Source organism: Rhizobium sp. TRM95796, assembly GCF_025779995.1.
Lineage (GTDB): Bacteria > Pseudomonadota > Alphaproteobacteria > Rhizobiales > Rhizobiaceae > Rhizobium_E.
On record NZ_JAOXHE010000001.1, the window covers coordinates 1,257,805 to 1,275,908 of the forward strand.

Annotated in this window: 15 protein-coding genes; 12 read left to right on the top strand and 3 right to left on the bottom strand. The window is 61.5% G+C overall.

Annotated features, from left to right (window positions below; translation table 11 throughout):
- Positions 1 to 263 precede the first annotated feature (263 nt).
- The 11 genes from OCK01_RS05970 to OCK01_RS06020 all read left to right on the top strand — a co-directional run bounded on the left by OCK01_RS05970 (position 264) and on the right by OCK01_RS06020 (position 12,913).
- Complete coding sequence (locus tag OCK01_RS05970) at positions 264 to 3,035, top strand: ATP-binding protein (RefSeq protein ID WP_263823102.1); 2,772 nt, start codon at positions 264 to 266, stop codon at positions 3,033 to 3,035.
- Between the two features lie 174 nt (positions 3,036 to 3,209).
- The gene (locus OCK01_RS05975; protein WP_263823103.1) at positions 3,210 to 3,596 is read left to right on the top strand and encodes a hypothetical protein; all 387 of its coding nucleotides are present in this window, start codon (positions 3,210 to 3,212) and stop codon (positions 3,594 to 3,596) included.
- Positions 3,597 to 3,698: 102 nt separating this feature from the next.
- Positions 3,699 to 4,625 carry an MBL fold metallo-hydrolase gene (locus tag OCK01_RS05980; RefSeq protein WP_263823104.1) on the top strand — a complete coding sequence of 309 codons (927 nt, stop codon included), beginning with the start codon at positions 3,699 to 3,701 and terminating at the stop codon, positions 4,623 to 4,625.
- A gap of 330 nt (positions 4,626 to 4,955) precedes the next feature.
- On the top strand, positions 4,956 to 5,792 hold the full coding sequence (locus tag OCK01_RS05985; RefSeq protein WP_263823173.1) for an alpha/beta fold hydrolase: 837 nt from the start codon (positions 4,956 to 4,958) through the stop codon (positions 5,790 to 5,792).
- Positions 5,793 to 5,833: 41 nt separating this feature from the next.
- The gene (locus OCK01_RS05990) at positions 5,834 to 6,655 is read left to right on the top strand and encodes an alpha/beta hydrolase (RefSeq protein ID WP_263823105.1); all 822 of its coding nucleotides are present in this window, start codon (positions 5,834 to 5,836) and stop codon (positions 6,653 to 6,655) included.
- A 76-nt stretch (positions 6,656 to 6,731) separates the two neighbouring features.
- Positions 6,732 to 7,529, top strand: coding sequence for an SDR family NAD(P)-dependent oxidoreductase (locus OCK01_RS05995; protein ID WP_263823106.1), 798 nt, complete (start codon positions 6,732 to 6,734; stop codon positions 7,527 to 7,529).
- Positions 7,530 to 7,683: 154 nt separating this feature from the next.
- Positions 7,684 to 8,586 carry an alpha/beta fold hydrolase gene (locus tag OCK01_RS06000; protein ID WP_263823107.1) on the top strand — a complete coding sequence of 301 codons (903 nt, stop codon included), beginning with the start codon at positions 7,684 to 7,686 and terminating at the stop codon, positions 8,584 to 8,586.
- Positions 8,587 to 8,697: 111 nt separating this feature from the next.
- Positions 8,698 to 9,297, top strand: coding sequence for an NAD(P)H:quinone oxidoreductase (gene wrbA, locus OCK01_RS06005; protein ID WP_263823108.1), 600 nt, complete (start codon positions 8,698 to 8,700; stop codon positions 9,295 to 9,297).
- 354 nt (positions 9,298 to 9,651) lie between these two features.
- Complete coding sequence (locus OCK01_RS06010) at positions 9,652 to 10,020, top strand: response regulator transcription factor (RefSeq protein WP_263823109.1); 369 nt, start codon at positions 9,652 to 9,654, stop codon at positions 10,018 to 10,020.
- 17 nt (positions 10,021 to 10,037) lie between these two features.
- Positions 10,038 to 12,119: an ATP-binding protein gene (locus OCK01_RS06015; protein ID WP_263823110.1), complete on the top strand. Its 2,082-nt coding sequence runs from the start codon at positions 10,038 to 10,040 to the stop codon at positions 12,117 to 12,119.
- A gap of 176 nt (positions 12,120 to 12,295) precedes the next feature.
- Positions 12,296 to 12,913 carry a response regulator transcription factor gene (locus tag OCK01_RS06020; protein WP_318530226.1) on the top strand — a complete coding sequence of 206 codons (618 nt, stop codon included), beginning with the start codon at positions 12,296 to 12,298 and terminating at the stop codon, positions 12,911 to 12,913.
- A gap of 347 nt (positions 12,914 to 13,260) precedes the next feature.
- Here the strand turns inward: OCK01_RS06020 and OCK01_RS06025 are convergent, their stop codons facing one another.
- Positions 13,261 to 13,803 (bottom strand): helix-turn-helix transcriptional regulator, encoded by a 543-nt coding sequence (locus OCK01_RS06025; RefSeq protein ID WP_263823112.1) that lies wholly within the window; start codon positions 13,801 to 13,803, stop codon positions 13,261 to 13,263.
- A gap of 331 nt (positions 13,804 to 14,134) precedes the next feature.
- Between OCK01_RS06025 and OCK01_RS06030 the strand changes: the two genes are divergently transcribed.
- Positions 14,135 to 14,779: a cysteine hydrolase family protein gene (locus tag OCK01_RS06030; protein WP_263823113.1), complete on the top strand. Its 645-nt coding sequence runs from the start codon at positions 14,135 to 14,137 to the stop codon at positions 14,777 to 14,779.
- Positions 14,780 to 14,953: 174 nt separating this feature from the next.
- Here the strand turns inward: OCK01_RS06030 and OCK01_RS06035 are convergent, their stop codons facing one another.
- Together OCK01_RS06035 and OCK01_RS06040 are read right to left on the bottom strand one after the other, a co-directional pair.
- The gene (locus OCK01_RS06035; RefSeq protein ID WP_263823114.1) at positions 14,954 to 15,790 is read right to left on the bottom strand and encodes an MBL fold metallo-hydrolase; all 837 of its coding nucleotides are present in this window, start codon (positions 15,788 to 15,790) and stop codon (positions 14,954 to 14,956) included.
- A gap of 282 nt (positions 15,791 to 16,072) precedes the next feature.
- Complete coding sequence (locus tag OCK01_RS06040; RefSeq protein ID WP_263823115.1) at positions 16,073 to 18,040, bottom strand: hypothetical protein; 1,968 nt, start codon at positions 18,038 to 18,040, stop codon at positions 16,073 to 16,075.
- Positions 18,041 to 18,104 lie beyond the last annotated feature (64 nt).

Genomic DNA, 18,104 nt, shown 5'->3' on the forward strand with positions numbered 1-18,104 from the left:
TGCCCTTTCTGCGCCAGAGCGTCGCAGCCGCGACGTGACCGGGCTCGGGCGCGACCGATCCGGGCATGTTCGGCCCTTCTTGCAAATCGGGAAGCGCGGAACGCGATGCCCGCGACGGTCCTCCGGCTTCGCCTCAGGACCTTGAATCCCAAACGAGCCGAGGTAACCGCAGGGTGTTCGCAAGAAGCTCGATCATGCCATCGTATGATTGGAAGTGAGCCCCGAATTGACTATCGTCATGATCGACGCGAGGAAGACAGATCGTGGAAGACGAGGTCCATTTCGGCGAGTTCGTTCTGAGGGCTGGAAGGCGCACGCTGACGCGAGCCGGCAGCCCTGTGGCGCTCGGAAGCCGCGCCGTCGACATCCTGGCCTGCCTGACCTCCCATGCCGGGAAGCTCCTGACCAACGCCGAGATCATACGCCACGCGTGGCCCGACACCTTCGTCGACGAGACGAACCTGCGTGTCCATATCTCGGCGATCCGCCGCGCGCTCGGCGACACCAAGCGGGAGCCGGTCTACATTACCAACGTGCCCGGGCGCGGATACACCTTCATTGCCGAGGTGACTCGAAAGTCGGCCGCACCTTCGGAGGCGCGCGCGCCCGTCCCGCTGCGTGCCGTTCCGTCGGAGCGCCGTACCAATTCGAAGGTCTTCGGACGGGCCAACGTCATCGAGGCTTTGTCGGAGCAGCTTCCGGACGCCCGGCTCATCACCATTGTGGGACCAGGCGGGATCGGCAAGTCCACCGTGGCTCGCGCCTTGCTGCAGCGGACGTCCGCCGAGGTCGTCTGGGTCGATCTCGCCGAATTGAGTTCGGGCGAACTCATCTCGACGGAAGTGGCGTCGAAGCTCGAAATCCTCGCGCGAAGCGAGAACATCGACGCGGACATTGCCCAGACGCTGGAAGGACGCGATATCGTGATCGTCCTCGACAGCTGCGAGCATGTCGTCGACGAGGCGGCGCTCTTCGTTGAGTTCCTCCTGGACCGCACATCGACGCCGAGGTTCCTCGCGACAAGCCGCGAACCGCTGCGCGCGGCCGGCGAATGGGTTCGCCGCCTTAGCCCACTCGACCTTCCGGAGGCGACTGCAAGTGTCGCCGAAGCGCTGGCGTCGTCAGCGGTACAGTTGTTCGTGGAGCGCGCCGCCGCCTGCCGCGGCGGCTACAAGCTTACGGACGACGACGTCGTCCACGTCGTGGAGCTTTGCCAGCAACTCGACGGCATCGCATTGGCCATAGAGCTGGCCGCGGCACGCATGGACACGATGTCTGCCAAGGCGCTCTCGTCGTCCTTGAAAGACAGTTTCCGGGTTCTGAGCCGGGGCAGGCGCACCGCGCTCCTGCGACACCAAACCCTGCGCGCCACGCTGGACTGGAGTTACTTCGTCCTCACGCCCGAGGAGCAAACAGCCCTTCAGCAGCTGTCGATCTTCCGCGGCTGGTTCACGGCCGACGCCGCTTCGGCGGTGCTGGATGATCCCGACGACGTCGTCGAGGGCCTCGTTTCGAAGTCGCTGGTGGTCGCCGAAGCGCTATCAGACACGACACGTTATCGGCTCCTCGACACGACACGGCTCTACGCCGCCGAGAAGTTGCTTGAGAGTGGCCGCTATCCGGCAACCATTGCGCGGCTCGCCGAGTATCTTTGCGAACTCTTCGAGATCAGCGAGCAGGAGCTCTATTCTGCGTCAACCGAGGACTGGCCGGAAGATTTCGCCCAGCATGTCGCCAGCCTGAGACTCGCGCTCGAATGGGCGTTCGAACCCGGCAGCGACGAGCTGGTGGGCGTCAGATTAACCGTCGCCGCGCTGCCCCTGTTCTTCCGGCTGTCCCTGCTGGACGAATGTCTGACCTCCGTCACAAAGGCCATCGCCTATCTCGATGCCCATCCTGACCTCGACGAACGACGAAGAATGAAGCTCTACACGGCGCTCGGTTGGCCACAGATGCGGTCGACAGACGTGCCGGAGAAAGGTGTCGACGCCTGGACAGCCGCGCTTCGGATCGCGGAGAGCCTCGGCGATGTCGATTATCAACTGCGCGCGATCTGGGCGATGTGGGTGGACGCCATAAACCGTGCGGAACCACAACTTGGTCTCGAATTCGCCGACAAGTTCGCGAGCGTCGCTGCGGGATCGACCGATCCGGTCGACACGGTGGTGGCGAAACGCATAAGGGGAGCCACATTGCATTGGCTCGGCCGCCACGAGCAGTCCCGCGAACTCCTGGAGCAGATGATAGGCGAGTACGATGCTTTGCCCTCCGGGCAGACGACCCGCTTTCAGTTCGATCAGCGTATCACCGCGAGGATAATTCTTGCACGCGATCTTTGGATGCTCGGCGACGGGGACGCCGCCTTGACCGAAGCCCAGGCAAACGTCGAACATGCGATCTCGATCGGTCATGAGCTGTCGTTGACCAACGTCCTTGCCGAAGCGGCCTGCCCACTTGCCCTTCTGGAAGGTCGCATCGACCTCGCCAAGGATTACATCGCGCTCCTCAAGGATCACACCAAGTCCCTGTCCCTGGACGTCTGGCACTCTTACGCGAACTGCTTCGAAGCAGAGCTGAGATTTCTGGAAGGGAGTGCCGAGGAATGCCTCGCTTCGTTGCGCAGGAGCATGGCGGTCCTCGATCACGCGGGCTTCAATCTGTTCAGGACGTATTTCCAGGCGTTGGAGGCGAGAGCGCTCGCCTCCTTGGGACGCTTCGCAGAGGCGCACGAGGTCATTGACCAAGCGCTTGCCCATGGTGAATCCTCTGGCGAGCGGTGGTGCAGACCCGAGCTGCTCCGCGTGAAAGGGCTGTTAGCCTACGAAGAGGGCGGGACAAACGGTGCCGCGGCTGCACACAAATGGTTCAAAGCCGCTGGGGACGAAGCGATCTTCCAAGGCGCTGTCGCATGGGAATGCCGGGTATCCCTTGATGTTTCGAAGATACCAAAAAGCTCTGGCCCCGCCGACAACGTCGAATTCACTGGACCGCCCAAGACGGACGCGGCACGGCCCGATCGTCGCGCGTTGCATTGATCGGCCGCATTTACACTGATTTACAACTCCTCACTGGCCCGCCACCTCGCGCCCGAATAGCCTTTGGACAACAGAGGCAGTGGCATGGCGACCGTTCAACCCAGAATCCTTCTCGTCTTGGACGGCGAAAATTCTTCGGGCACGCCGGACCGAGAATTGGCGCGTGGTGTCGCCATGGCCTATGTCGAGCTTCGACACGCGGGAGCAGAGGCTGTCTTCGCATGCGACGGAGGCGGGTTTCCGCTGGTCGCCGGGCATATGCGGCAGTTCTCGGATGATCCGGTCATCGCGGGCTTCCTCGCCGATCACACCGCCCGCAGCGACATAGCCGAGGCGCTGGGTATCGATCAGATCGTCATCAACGATTTCGACATGGCGGTGTTCTTTCCGATCGACGCGGCCGATCTCGGACCCGCCTCCGGGCTCATGCGCGCGTTCCTCGATCATGGCAAGACTGTCGTGATTCCCGATGGGCTGCAGCCGGACCACGGCCCGCAGCCTTCCACAATCATCCGGACTTCGGCAACCGATCTCGATTGGCTTCGCCAACTGACGGCGTGACGGCGCGGTTTCCCTTCGCAGTGATTTACAAGCATTCACTCGCCCCTACGCGGGCGTGACCCCACAATCGCCGTGCCTCATCCATTCCACGGAGACACGTCGATGACCGGTTTTCAGCCCAATCGAAGGGAATTCCTCTCGCTTGCCGCGGGCGCGGCACTTGCTGGCGCTGCGGGCGTTCCCGCCTACGCCACGAACACCCATCGTTTCGCCCATGGCGATTTCGACATCTCGGTGTTCAGCGACGGTTTCCTCACGCTGTCGGCAGACGTCTTGCTGCCCGACGCATCGCCGGAGGTTCGCGCGCCGATCCTGGCCTCGCTAGGCGGCGACATGACGGGCGCGCAGGTCCAGGCCAATGTACCGTTGATCCGGTACGGAAGCGAACTGATGCTGATCGACAACGGCGCGGGCGGCAACTTCCAGCCGAGCACCGGGCGGCTTGCGGACAATCTGACGGCGGCGGGCGTCGATCTGGCCTCGATCACCAGGGTGGTGTTCACCCATGCCCATCCTGACCACTCGGGCGCGACAACGACTGCGGACGGCAAGGTTCTCTATCCCAACGCTCAATACTATGTTGGCCAGGCCGAATGGGATTTCTGGACGGACAAGGATTTCGAATCTCGGCGGCCGGCCGTGCTTCACGGATTCGCCAAGGGCGCACAGCGTGACCTGTTTGCCGTCGAGGGTCGCATCACGCGGGTGAAGGAGGGCGACGAGATCGTGCCCGGCATGTCCATCATCAACACCCCGGGCCATACGCCGGGACACATTTCCGTCGAGCTCGCCGGGCGCGACAACCTGATCATCACGGGCGATGCCTGCACCAACGACGTCATCTTCTTTGCGCATCCGCAATGGCATTTCGGTTTCGACACCGACGCCGAGCTGGCGCTCAAGAACCGCCTCGATCTCCTCGACCGCGCCGCCAGCGAGAAGCTCAAGCTCCTGGGATATCATTGGACGTATCCCGGCGTCGGTTACGCCGAACGGAAGGGCGACGCCTATCGGTTTGTAGCCGCCTGATCCACCATTGCTGAGATGTCTGAAGGGACCTGGCTCGATGCCCGGTCCCTTTCTTATGGGCCGGATTTGAAACGAACTTCGATTATCACCGATTTACGACCCTTTACTCGCGTTACACGGCCCGGTCGGCCAAGCTTCATCTCGTCGAACAGAGGCATTCACGCCGCCAAGGAGACGAACATGAACGCCACCACGATCACACATCCTTCGATCACCACGACCCGGCGCGACCTGCTTCTCGGGGGAGCCACGGCGCTCGCCGTCGCGGCTCTTCCGAAAATGGCTCCGGCCGCCAACGCAGCAAACACAACCGAGCAAGGGAACTTCATCATGTCCACCATCACCACGAACGACGGCACCGAAATCTTCTACAAGGATTGGGGTCCGCGCGACGCCCAGCCGATCGTCTTCCACCATGGCTGGCCGCTGTCGGCCGACGACTGGGACAACCAGATGATGTTCTTCCTCGAGAAGGGCTTCCGCGTCATCGCCCATGACCGCCGTGGCCATGGCCGTTCGACCCAGACCGACACGGGCAACGAGATGGACACCTATGCCGCCGACGTCGCGGCGCTGGCCGAAAAGCTCGACCTGAAGAACGCCATTCATGTCGGCCACTCCACGGGTGGCGGCGAGGTCGTCCATTACGTCGCCCGCTCCAAGCCGGGCCGCGTCTCCAAGGCCGTCATCATTGGTGCCGTCCCGCCGGTCATGGTGAAGTCCGAGAAGAACCCTGGCGGTCTGCCGATCGAGGTCTTCGACGGTTTTCGCGCCGCGCTGATCGCCAACCGCGCCCAGTTCTTCCGCGACGTGCCCGCCGGCCCGTTCTACGGCTTCAACCGTCCCGGTGCTCAGGTCTCGGAAGGCGTGATCCAGAATTGGTGGCGTCAGGGCATGATGGGTGGTGCCAAGGCGCACTACGATTGCATCAAGGCCTTTTCGGAGACAGACTTCACCGAGGACCTCAAGACGATCGAACTGCCCTTACTCGTCATGCACGGCGACGACGACCAGATCGTACCCTATGCCGATTCCGCGCCGCTGTCGGCCAAGCTGCTCAAGAACGGCACGCTCAAGACCTATGCGGGCCTGCCGCACGGCATGTGCACCACCCATCCCGACGTGATCAACGCCGACCTGCTGGCGTTCTTCAAGACCTCGGCCTGAACGGCGCTGCTCCGCAATCAGTTTGATCAAGGAGAATTCCGATGACCAAGACCATCATGCTCATCCACGGAGCCTGGCTGAACGCAAAGAGTTGGGAGGGCTTCAAGGCCCGCTACGAGGCCAGAGGCTATACCGTGGTCGCCCCGAACTGGCCGTTTGACGACCGCGATCCGGCCGATCTCCGCGCCAACCCGCATCCCATGCTCAAGACTGTCGGCGTCAAGGGCATCGTCGACCACTTCGAGGCGGAAATCCGGAAGCTTCCGGAGCCGCCGATCCTCATCGGGCACTCCGCGGGCGCGGTCTGGACCCAGATTCTGCTGGACCGCGGCCTCGGCGCTGTAGGCGTGGCCATCGACCCCGCGCCGACAACGGGCGTCCGGCTCGGTATCCATTCGATCGTCTCCGCTTTCCCGGTCCTGGGTTCGTGGGGCAGCTGGGGCCGCACGATGCACATGTCGCGCAAGTTCTTCGCCAATCGCTTCGCCAACGCGCTTCCGAGGGACAAGGTCGACTACTACTACGACCGCTACATCGTGCCGACGGCGGGCAAGGTCTATTGGGACGGCATCCTCTCGTCCATCGGCAAAATCAACTGGGACAATCCCGATCGCGCTCCGTTGCTCCTCATCGGCGGCGGACGTGACTTGATCGCCGACGCCAGCATGACCAGGGCGATCTACGACAAGCAAAAGCGCGCGCCCTCCCAGACGGCTCTCAAGATTTTCGAGGACCGGTCGCATTTCACCTGCATCGAGGCAGGCTGGGAAGAGGTCGCCGACTTCGCGCTCGACTGGGCGGTGAGCCACGCACGTCGGGACATGTCGAAGGTGAAGCGGCTCGCTGTCGTCAACGCCGCCTGAAGTCGTCACGCGGGATCGCAGTGGTCCGGCGTGACGACCCCAAATTCGCAGATTGGAACCGAGCAAGGAGATCATCATGACCAGACCAATCGCAATCGTCACCGGGGCGTCATCCGGCATCGGCGCTGTCTATGCCGATAGGCTTGCCGCCCGCGGTTACGACCTCATCGTGGTCGCTCGCGACCACGAAAGGCTGCGTAACGCCGCCAATCGCCTGACCGGGAAGTACGCGGTCGCCACCACCCCGCTGCCCCTCGACCTTGGCAAGCGTGGCGACCTCGACCTGCTCATCAAGCGTATCCGCGAGGATCGGGACATCGAACTGATCGTCAACAGCGCTGGCATCGGACCGAGCGGCAGTGTCCTGAGTTCCAACGACGACGACCTGGACCGCATGGTCTATCTCAACGTCAACGTTCTGCACGCTCTCACGACCGCGGCCGCGAAGTCCTTCGCCCAGAAGGGTTCGGGAGCGATCGTCAACATCGCGTCCGTCGTGGCGTTGATGCCCGAGCGGTTCAATGGCAGCTATGCCGCAGGCAAAGCGTTTGTGCTTTCGCTGACACAGGCGCTGGACGTCGAGTTGAAGTCCAAGGGCGTTCGGATACAGGCCGTGTTGCCAGGCTTCACGCGAACAGAGATTTTCGAGCGCGCCGGTTTCGACGAAGCGGCGATCCCGGCTGGCATGATGATGGACGCCGGACACATGGTGGACGCCGCGCTCGCGGGTTTCGACGCGGGCGAGGTCGTCACCATCCCGTCGTTGGGCAACGAGGACCTTTGGAAGGCCCTCGACAGCGCTCGTCACGAGCTTGGTCCGCACCTGTCGCTCGACAGGCCCGCGGCGCGATACCTGAGTTCGTCCACTCACTAGGTCGAAAACTTCCATTCCAAGGGCGTCGAAATCGCGCGCCGCCACGCGTGATCGCCCTCATCGCGCAGCCCGTTCCTCCCGCGGGCTGCGTGCCCTCCATCTATGCCCGCTGGACGACGGCGGCCTTCTCAGCCCAAACCCAAGGATCACGTCAATGAAATACGCATTCGCATTGTTCATGTTGCTCGTCTGGCTGCCGTCCCAGGCCTTCGCCAACGAATCCGCCGCCACGGTCGAGACAAAGTTCGTCGAAGTTGACGGCGTGAAGCTTGGCTACAGGGACATCGGGGCCGGCAACGCTCTCGTCATGTTCAACCGCCTCCGCGGCACTCTCGACACCTGGGACCCGGCCTTCCTTGACGCGCTAGCCAAGGGTCACCGCGTCATCATCGTCGACTATCCCGGCGTCGGCTATTCGGACGGCACCTTGACGCCAGACATGGCCGTGGTCGCCGACACAATGGCCGATTTCACCAAGGCGCTGGACCTCAAGACGTTCGACCTCGTCGGCTGGTCCTGGGGCGGCGCTCTCGCCCAGGTCTTCCTGGTCAAGCATCCCGAACTGGTCGACCGGGCTGTCCTCATGGGTACAAATCCCCCAGGCGCAGTCGAACACCGCATGCGTGAAGACTGGTTCAAACTTGCGGTGAAGCCCGTCAACGACCTCAAGGATGAAGAGACCTTGTTCTTCGATCCGGCCTTCAAGGAAAGCCTCGCCGCCGCCAAGGCCTCTCGCAATCGCATTTACGCCCGACCCGGCGTGACCGAACACATCCCCTCGACCATGGACGAGTTCAAGCTCTTCTTCGTCGCCGCCCAGAAGTATCACGAGGACAAGGAAGGTGTCCGCGACGCGCTCACCAAATCGACAGTTCCGATGCTGGTCCTCGGCGGAGCCAACGATCCCAGCACCAAGGTCGACAACTGGTTCCCGCTCGTCCGCAAGATACCGCGCGCCCAGCTCGTGATCCTGCCCCGCACGGGGCACGGTCCTCAGCACCAGTATCCCGACCTGGCAGCCGCCTACATCCGCTCCTTCCTGACGCAGCCGCTCTGATCACCAGAGGGTCGGCCGACACCGACCCCATCCCCCAACTGCAAGACGTGACGGCGTGCCGGCAAAGACCCGCGATCGCCGCCGCATGACCGCACAAAAAGGAAAACTGAAATGGCAAAGATACTCGTTCTCTACTATTCGGCCTACGGTCACATCGAGACTATGGCCCACGCTGTCACCGATGGCGCGCGGTCCGAAGGCGCTGACGTCGCCGTGAAGCGTGTCCCCGAGCTTTTCTCGGACGAATTCTGCGTTTCGCGCGGTTACAAAACCGAACAGGCCGCGCCCGTCGCGTCACCTTCGGAGCTCGACCAATACGACGCGATCATCTTCGGCTCCGGCACGCGCTTCGGCACCGTGACCGCCCAGTTGCGCCACTTCATCGACCAGACGGGAGGCCTCTGGGCTCAGGGCAAACTGGTCGGCAAGATCGGCTCCGTCTTCACGTCATCGGGAACACAGCACGGCGGCCAGGAGACCACGATCCTCGGGTTCGTGCCGACCCTGCTTCACCATGGCATGGTCGTCGTGGGGCTGCCGTATGCGTTCGCAGGGCAGACCGGCGTCGAAGAGGTGAAAGGCGGGTCTCCGTATGGCGCGTCGACAATCGCGGGTGCCGACGGCTCCCGGCAACCCTCTCCGATCGAGCTCGACGGAGCAAGATTCCAGGGCGCGCATGTCGCCAGGATCGCGGCCAGGATGTTCGCTTAAACCCGCGGGCAAGATGCAAGAAGCCGTCTCGCCAGACCGCGTGGAGCCGAGTTCGGAACTGCGCGGTCTCTCGCCAATTAATGCGCGGCAATCGGACGGCAGAAGCCTCACGGTGAACCGCAGTCGCTTCTAGAACCAGACCTTGATCAGATCGGGCGGCTCCCTGTTGAAATTGGATTTGTCGAATGCACCGCGGCGCGCGCCACACCCTTCTTGAAGAACTCTAACCAAGTTCAGAAGCATGAGGCCGCGCCAAGGCGACAGATTTCGGCCGGGATAAACCATCGTATGATTCCGAGAAGTCTTTGAGATCGCTAATGTTGCCATTCATGTGCCAGTGGATAGGATATGCTCGTGGCTGAAATCTCGGTTGCCGTCGTCGACGACGACAAGTCGCTGCTCAATGCGCTGGTCGACCTTCTCCAGGCGTCGGATTATCAGGCGACGGGCTTCGACAACGCCGAGGCGTTTCTCCGCTCGGCGGAAGCCGACACAGCAGATTGCCTGATCACGGACATCCACATGTCAGGCATGAGCGGCATCGAGCTCAACCGCACCATGAGCGAAAGGCGCGGCGGGCTGCCCGTCATCATGATGACGGCCCTGCAGGAGAAATCCACACTTGATGCCGCGCTGGCGTGCGGTCCAGTGTGCCTTTTGGCGAAGCCCTTCGAGAGCGAGCTTCTGCTCGAATGTCTCGACAGGGTTTTCGCAAGGCATTGAGATTGTAGAGGGGCGGGATGACGGTCGAGCTATTGGTCCCAGCAAGAACGCCAATTCCGAACGTGCGGGCCTTGGCGTCGGCGCTCGACACGGTTTCCGATGCCGTCATGGTCTTCGGAATGGACGGCGAGATCATGTTCGTCAACCGGTCGGCGCAGAACCTCTACGGACACTCGGCCGACGCTGCCGCGGGCCGCAACACGGACGAACTCCTGGCGACAAGACATCCTCATGGCCTCGACACCATCAAGGGTCTCTTGCTGGACGCGGGGGAATGGTCCGGCGAGCTCTACAGAAGGTCGGCTGCCGGAGCCGAGTTGAAGACCGGAGTAGACTGGACACTGCAACGCGACGACCACGGATATCCATCGTTCGTGGTCGAGAGAAGCCGCGATCTCGCCCGTCTCGACGAGATCGCAGAGCAGGCCCGCATCGCCTCGCACCGCTACGAGAACATCTTTCAGGCCATGGCGGCCTCATTCTGGGAACTCGATTTCTCCGGGGTGCGCCGGATGATCGGAGAGCTGATGCAACGCGGAGTGACCGACTTCGCCCACCATTTCCACAACGACGAGGAATGGCTCGAACAGGCGTTGCGCAACACGATTGTCCTCGACGTCAATGAGAAGACGGTGGAAATGTTCGGCGCGGAGAGCCGCGAGGCGATGATCGGCGGCAACGTCGAAGCCGCCTGGCCAAGGCAGAGCAGACATCTGTTCGCCGACGCATTGCTCTACGCTATCCGCAGGGAGCCGCGGCTGTCGGCCGAGACGATCCTGACGAGGATGGACGGCACCCCGTTCAACGCCCTCTTCACCGTCTGCTGGCCTCCCGGCCACGAGGGTAAGGGGTCTGTTTTGGTCGGCGCAATCGACATCTCGGACCGGAAGCGCTCCGAGGCGGAGCTCATCGCAAGCGAAGCCCGCTACCGCGAGCTGTTCCAGGCGATGAGCATGGGTCTCCTGCACCTCGACACCCGTCGGCTCTGGCAGATATTCCGCCGCCTCAAGGACGAGGGCGTGACCGATCTCCGCGCCCATATCGAGCTCAACCCACACCTGATTCAGGAGGCAATGGAGGCGACTGTCGTCGCCGAGGTGAACAGCGCCGCGGTCGCGCTCTACGGGGCGAAGTCGGCAAGCGAACTCGTCGGCACGACTGTAAGGAGCCTTTGGTCCCCAAAGGGCATGCGGACGTTCATTCGCGCGCTCGAATCGGGATTCTATCTGCTGCCAGGGTTCGAGGAGGAAACCGAGCAGCTTCGCGTCGACGGCACGCCGATCGCGGTTCACCTCTCGTTCAATCCGTCCCCCGCACTGAGGGCGGAAGGTCGTCTGCTGGTTGGCCTCATCGACATCAGCGAACGCGTCGCGGCCGAGCAGGCGTTGGCGGAGCTGAAGAAGACTTTCGCCCACCATACAAGGCTGGCGCTCCTAGGAGAACTCACGGCATCCATATCGCATGAGATCAACCAGCCGCTCAGCGCCATCATGACCTACGGAGCGGCGGGACGACGGCTCTTGGAACGGCCTACTGTGGACAAGGACAAACTCGCGGTCATCCAGAACAACATCGTCGCCGACGCCCGGCGGGCCGCCGATGTCATCGCCCGAACCCGCGCGATGGCGACGGGCAAGCAAGCTGACAAGCTCGTTGTGAACGCGGCGTCGTTGGTCGAGGACTCGCTCAAATTCGTCGACCACGAGCTCAAGATGAATGCCGTGCGTCTTGAGAAGCAATTCTCGGACGCCAAAACGTCGATCGCGGTGGACCCTGTTCAGCTTCAGCAGGTCATCGTGAATCTCGTGGTAAACGCGATCCAGGAAATGCAGAAGCTGCCGCACGCCCGGCGTGCCATAACGCTCCGGACGGGTGTCGGCGGCGATCATGTCTCGATCGAGGTTCAGGACAGCGGGCTTGGGATTCCCGCCGAGAACATGCCCTTCCTGTTCGACAATTTCTTCACGACGAAGACGACCGGTCTCGGCATGGGTCTCGCGATCTGCAAGCAGATCGTCGAAGCCCATGGTGGCAAGCTCACCGTGGAAAACACCGGACCAGGCGCTCTCTTCAAGATCATTCTTCCCGCGGCGGCATGAGGCCATGGAGTACAGGCCGCAGATGAGGCAGATACGCCGATGTTGATCGGTCTTTACAAGTTTTAATTCGCATCTTCGCATGGCCTGTGGAATATTGCCATTCATCAAGAGAGCCCACGGCGGGCGTCGGATCGAAAGGGGGTAGGGCAATGTCACGGAACGCTTCGACTGTCTATGTGATCGACGATGACATGTCTCTCGCTCAGGCGCTATCGCTCCTGTTCGAGAGCGTCGGTATCGGCTGCCGCACCTTCCCGAACGTGGAGGAATTTCTCGCTGCCAAGCGTGGGCCGGAGCCGGGCTGCCTTCTCCTTGATGTCCGGCTCCCCGGAATCAGCGGCCTCGATTTCCAGCACAAGCTCGCCCAGTACGGTGTCGACCTCCCCGTGGTCATGATGACCGGACATGCGGATGTCCCGATGTCGGTCAAGGCGATGAAGGCCGGAGCGGTCGACTTCCTGCCCAAGCCGTTTCGCGAACAGGAGCTGCTCGACGCCGTCGGTGTCGCGATTGAGAAGGACCGCTCCGGTAGACAGAAGAATTCCAGCGTCTCGAAGGTCGCCGAGCTCTTTTACGCGATGTCGCTCCGAGAGCAGCAGGTGATGACCATGGTCACCTCCGGCCTCCTGAACAAGCAGGTGGCGGGACAGCTTGGCCTCAGCGAGATCACCGTGAAAATCCACCGCGGGTCGGCGATGCGCAAGATGGGCGCAAAGACGCTCCCGGACCTGGTCCGCATGGCGGAGATGCTCAAGGGCACCGACGCGGCTTCGATCACCCATACGGCAGCGTGACATCCAATAAACTCTGTCGATCCTTCAAACCGAAGGGGCGCTGACCGTCATCAGCGCCCCTTCGGTTTATTGCGCTTCGCGATGTTCAGGCTTGATTTTTGGCTGACCAGCCTTCCGATCATTCCTTTTCGGAGGGGGCGACACCGTATCCGGATTGATTGGGCGACCCCAGGCTGGCGGTCGCCAACAGGAGCGATGCGACCAAGACTGAGGCTGTCGCGATGCCGATAACAAGGGGACCTAGCGGATTGCCCTGCTTGTAGGCCGCGTTCCTCTTCGCCATCGCGCATGCCGAACGGGTCGAGCTTTCTGAGCTGGTGAAGACATTCCCCATACTATCGTCTCCTCTAGTGCAGGTGGCCTACACGTAGGTCTGCGGACATTGCATTGTTGGTCGACCTCGCTGCTCGCCAACGCCCCGGCGTCGCTCCGAAGGCCTGTCGGAACAGCGTGCACAAATGGGGTTGATCGTTGAGGCCGACGGCAAGCGCGATCTCGCTCAGGGGCAGGTCGGTCGTGCTCATCAGCGTCCTGGCAAGCGCGAGTCTGCGCGAGATGACGTAGGCGTAGGGAGTCATGCCGAACGACGTCTTGAACTCGCGACCGAAATGGCTTTCGCAGAGCCCGACTCCTTTCGCCAGTTCGGCCACACGAAGCGTGCCGCCGAGGTTTTCCTCAATGTCTCGAATGACCTTGCGACGCTGCCACGAAGACAGACCCTGGCCCGGCTTCTCGTCGGCAAGGCGGAAATCGACGGCGAGGTCGCCAAGGCGATCCGTCGCCGTTCTGGCTTCGGCTGACGGGCCGGTCTCAAGTCGAAGGAGCAGATCGGCGAGTGTGGCGGCGACCGCGGCCCCAGCTTCGAAGTCTGAATGCAGAATGGCATTCATCGGGCTCTCCCTGAGTGATCAAGTGATGCCCAGAATGCTCGCCTCGCTGCCTCCGATGAATTGTACATTCGGTTGGATATCGGCAAACGAAGGTATGGCCGACGCGCCGGATGGATGGTCGAACGCAGGTGAGCGTCGTCCGAATTCAGCGGGATTCCACAATATTCGAAGACCGATCGGCGCTAACTTCAATCCATCGAACACGGCCGGCGTCCTCCCCTCCGCCCCGGCCGCGAGGCACGTGACCCGTCCCGGACGTGCCAGTTGGGTCGGCTCCCACCGCCGGGGCCGACCCACTTTTTTGCCTTAACGAAGCGATGGAGCGAACCTGATGACGCATCTGGCCTACGAACCCGGGTCGACCGGACTCCTGATCATCGATCCCTACAACGACTTCATCTCGGAGGGTGGCAAGCTCTATATCTATTGCGAGGAGACCATCAGGGCGCTCGACACGGTCGATAACATGGAGCACGTGATGAAGGCATGCCGATCGGCGGGTATCCGCGTGTTCATCGCGCCCCACCATCGCTGGTGCAAGGGCGACTTCCTCCGCTGGAAGCATCAGCCTCCGGCGCAGGCCGGTGCGAGCCGGACGCAGTCTTTCGCCGAAGGGACCTGGGGCGGACAGTTTCATCCCGCTTTCTCGCCGCAGGAAGGCGACGCAGTTGCCCAGCAACATTGGGTGTCGAGCGGCTTTCAGAATACGGACCTCGACCTCCTCCTGCGTCAGAGCGGTGTCGAGAAGGTCATCATCATCGGCATGCGCGCCAATACCTGCGTCGACACCACGATGCGGTATGCGGCCGAGCTCGGCTATCACGTCACCCTGGTCAAGGATGCCATTGCGGCCTTCAGCATGGACGAGGTGAGGGTGACGGTGGAGATAAACGCGCCGTCCTACGCCTCCGAAATCCTGTCCTCGGCCGAAGTGATCGCCCGCATCGCGGGCAGTATTCAGAAGGAAGAAAGATAACCGATCGCCGATGCTGACAAGCGCACGCATTCCGTTGGAAACCGGACGCGATCGCAGCCGCTGACAATCTCCCAGGAAGTGCCTCTGCTCGCCCTCGACATAGCCCGCGATGCCACGGCAACCCGGCTCCCGCGAGCGGTCTAGGGGCTCGAACAATTGATCTGCGCATTTTGATCACGCTTCCGGGGAATGACGCATGGCCGTAAACTGTGTGCCGTCATGGGAGGCGAATATCCGGACGGACGCGCCATTATCACGCTTCAGTCCCCGCAGCCGCTCAATGTTTGCCAGGCGGGCGTCGCGGTCGCTGCTCATGATTGCCTGGTAGATGTCGATCCCGATGGGACAATGCGGATGCGCCGGATCGAGCTGGCCATCGTGCATGAAGCTGTCGCCCGCGTTCAACAACCAGCCGTCGTCTCCCCGGATCGCGACGCCTGCATGGCCCAGCGTATGGCCGGGCAACGGCACCATGAGAAATTCGGAAGGAAGTCCGTCGAGACCGCGGACGGCCTCGAAGCCGAACCAGGCCTCTCCGCTCGGCTCGTATGTCCGCCATTCCCGCACGTCCTTCCACATGGCGGGCCGATAGCGTTGCCGGGCTATGAAACCGCGCGCGTTGTCGGCGGCTTCTCTCTCAGTCGCCATGACATGGACGCGGGCATGAGGAAAATCGGCGATCCCGCCCGCATGGTCGAAATCGAGATGGGTGAGGACGATGTGGCGGACGTCGCGCCCGGAAAATCCCAGTGCCTCGATCTGACGGATCGCGGTGTCCCGCTCGCGCAGCCGTGTGTTCAGGATGAGCGACCAGGCAACGGGCAGCCTTCGTCCCGAAAACCCAGTCACGTCTTTCAGGCCATACCCCGTGTCGACAAGCACAAGGCTGTCGGCCGCTTCGACGAGGAGGCAATGCGTGCAGATATGCGCGAGGGCTCCCTTGCTCGATCCATCGAAAAGAGCGCCGCCGACGGGGCAATGTGATCCACAGTTGAGATGATGGATTCGCAATTTGCTCTCCCTGCCTGGCTCAAGGCCCGAGCATAGAGCCGATCACATCAGCGGCCGCCGATCAATCATACGGAGATATAGGGCGCGTTCCCGGAAACCTTGTCCCCCGCCCGATATCGGCCCAGCGACACCGATTAATCGCGGAAGACCTTGGTGAAATTCGGCTGGTTGGGGAGCCTCGGATGCAGACGATCCGCCGTGCGAAGCAGGCAGGGCTAACTCCGCTTTGCGCCTTTGGAGCGAAGCGGAAATAGTTTTCGTCGATGGCGCATTACAGCGATGTCAGTCTTCGAATGCCCTGCGCCCCTTCTTCCGTTCCTTCGCCGCCATCTTCTCGAAATCCAATCCGCGGAACACCGAAAAATCGATCTCGGCGCTGAGCTCAAGATGAGCAAGGCGTCGCGCCTGCTTCTCTGTTAGTGAGGAGAAGCCATACATCTCATGCTCGTCTTCGCCGAGTTCGTGCCCGACCTGCTGCTTGCGCTCGCGCCTGTCTACCTTCTGTTCGGTCGACTCGTTAATGTAAGCGCCCCGGAGTGAGTGGAATACCTCACCTCGCGCGCCCTTGATTCCGGCGCGCTTGAACAGACGCTGCATGATTTGCGAGGCTCGTTTGGATGGGTCCTCACTCTTCATGATCTGAGGAAATATGAAATCTTGGCCGCGGGACATCGCCCATTCGACAAACCCAATCTCCACAAGGAAGCGGTGGAGCACAAAATATTCTGTGGAGGCGTCGGTCTTATAAGGGACACGCGTAAGTCTGCCGTTCACATAAACGATGCCGCTGGTCTGGGCGACCCAAACCCCTGTGAACTTCTCACGGAAATCATCGCCGATCAGATATGAAAGAAGCGAAAGTCTTCTGCCCGTCAACAAAGCGAGAGGCGGCAGCATGGCCTCGTCAATGTAGCCCGTTGCCACGCCTGCTGCAAACAGCTTGCTGATCTTGTCGCTGCCCAATGGTTCGGAATGAGTCTTAGACCGAGCAGTGCTCGGGTAAATGAGACGAGCCGTTCGAAACTTGGATACGAAGTCCATTTCGGTCTGGGCGGAGTTGATAACCGATTTGACCACGGCAATATAGCCGTCTTCGAGGGTGCTGCGCGAAAGCGGCACGAGATGCAGGTCTTTGTTGAACTCGACGATTTCTCGCGGCGACATATCCTTGGGACGATCAGATTTCTTGGATGGCCAGTATCTCAGGAACTCAATGAAGGCCTGGAGGTCGGTGCCATTGTAAGTGTCTACAGGATGGTCGCCAATCAGGTCCAAGAACAATTCGACCCGTGCTTCCGCAATTTCGATGTCGTTGGTCCGGTCAGAGTCCTTGAGCCTGCGCGCAGCGAAGTACTTTCGCGCGACGACACTGAACTTTGGACGAGTGGAATGGGCACGCCGAGCGACGCGTCTATCCAGATGATAGGCCGCGATTTCCTCATCGTCTTCTTCGCGATATTGCGGCTCGGGGGGAGACGCCCCGGAGACAAGAGGCGGAACCTGAATGGGCGGCGGAACGGTAACAATCGGCCCAGGCGAAGAGTTCGTTTGGGAGGGAGCCCCAGCGGCCGGGGACAACATGGATGCCGCAGTTGGAGCCAGAGGGTTATCCGGTGCCGCCGTACTGGTCTGCCATTTACTGATGTACGTGGAAGCCAACAGGTCGGCGTTGTCGGCGATGAGTGGGCTATGTTCTCGACCTTCTCGCTTCGCTGTCACCTCCCGTGTGATGGACACGAGGTTGCGGATCATCTCGTGTCCCTGCGCCTCCTGTGGAGACAGCGGAGCGCCCGGTTGGTGCATGTCATACAGCGCCGCTTTCATATGCGCCGTCATGACCTGAATCGTCAGACGTTCGTCATCGGCTCCGTCGAGGCCGAAAAGTGCCGCCATCTTTCTCTTGCGGCTCTCTTCGCTATCCTCTTCGTGATCGATGTTGTCGTCGTCGTTCATTATTCTCTCCAGATCACGAAAGGCCTTTCGGGCAATTCCGGCGAGTTCGTCGGCGAGCGCTCGCGCCTTGGCGAGAGGCATCGGCCCGAGACTCAATCGCAGAAGCCCGTTGCCTTTTGAGACGAGGCTCTTCGGCATCCTGATCTGAAACAGCAAGGAGTTGCCGTTGCGGACCAGGTATCGGCCGGAGGATGGCGATTTTTTCTTGCGATTCGGTTTCGATGCGGAAATGATTTCCGCGTCGGCTGCGGATACTTCAGATTGTACCCGGCCTGATACTTTGGCTGATACTTTCATGGTCGGACTCCCTGGGTCTGGGCAGTTCGATCAGAAATTCGCTAAGAAAGCCAAGGCCTTGAGA

What these genes read in the sequence shown, in the direction of transcription:
- wrbA (WP_263823108.1), top strand. Translation starts at nt 8,698, where the DNA reads ATGGCAAAGATACTCGTTCTCTACTATTCGGCCTACGGTCACATCGAG.
- OCK01_RS06000 (WP_263823107.1), top strand. Translation starts at nt 7,684, where the DNA reads ATGAAATACGCATTCGCATTGTTCATGTTGCTCGTCTGGCTGCCGTCC.
- OCK01_RS05995 (WP_263823106.1), top strand. Translation starts at nt 6,732, where the DNA reads ATGACCAGACCAATCGCAATCGTCACCGGGGCGTCATCCGGCATCGGC.
- OCK01_RS06040 (WP_263823115.1), bottom strand. Translation starts at nt 18,040, where the DNA reads ATGAAAGTATCAGCCAAAGTATCAGGCCGGGTACAATCTGAAGTATCC.
- OCK01_RS05975 (WP_263823103.1), top strand. Translation starts at nt 3,210, where the DNA reads ATGGCCTATGTCGAGCTTCGACACGCGGGAGCAGAGGCTGTCTTCGCA.
- OCK01_RS06015 (WP_263823110.1), top strand. Translation starts at nt 10,038, where the DNA reads ATGACGGTCGAGCTATTGGTCCCAGCAAGAACGCCAATTCCGAACGTG.
- OCK01_RS06030 (WP_263823113.1), top strand. Translation starts at nt 14,135, where the DNA reads ATGACGCATCTGGCCTACGAACCCGGGTCGACCGGACTCCTGATCATC.
- OCK01_RS05990 (WP_263823105.1), top strand. Translation starts at nt 5,834, where the DNA reads ATGACCAAGACCATCATGCTCATCCACGGAGCCTGGCTGAACGCAAAG.
- OCK01_RS05985 (WP_263823173.1), top strand. Translation starts at nt 4,956, where the DNA reads ATGTCCACCATCACCACGAACGACGGCACCGAAATCTTCTACAAGGAT.
- OCK01_RS05980 (WP_263823104.1), top strand. Translation starts at nt 3,699, where the DNA reads ATGACCGGTTTTCAGCCCAATCGAAGGGAATTCCTCTCGCTTGCCGCG.
- OCK01_RS06025 (WP_263823112.1), bottom strand. Translation starts at nt 13,803, where the DNA reads ATGAATGCCATTCTGCATTCAGACTTCGAAGCTGGGGCCGCGGTCGCC.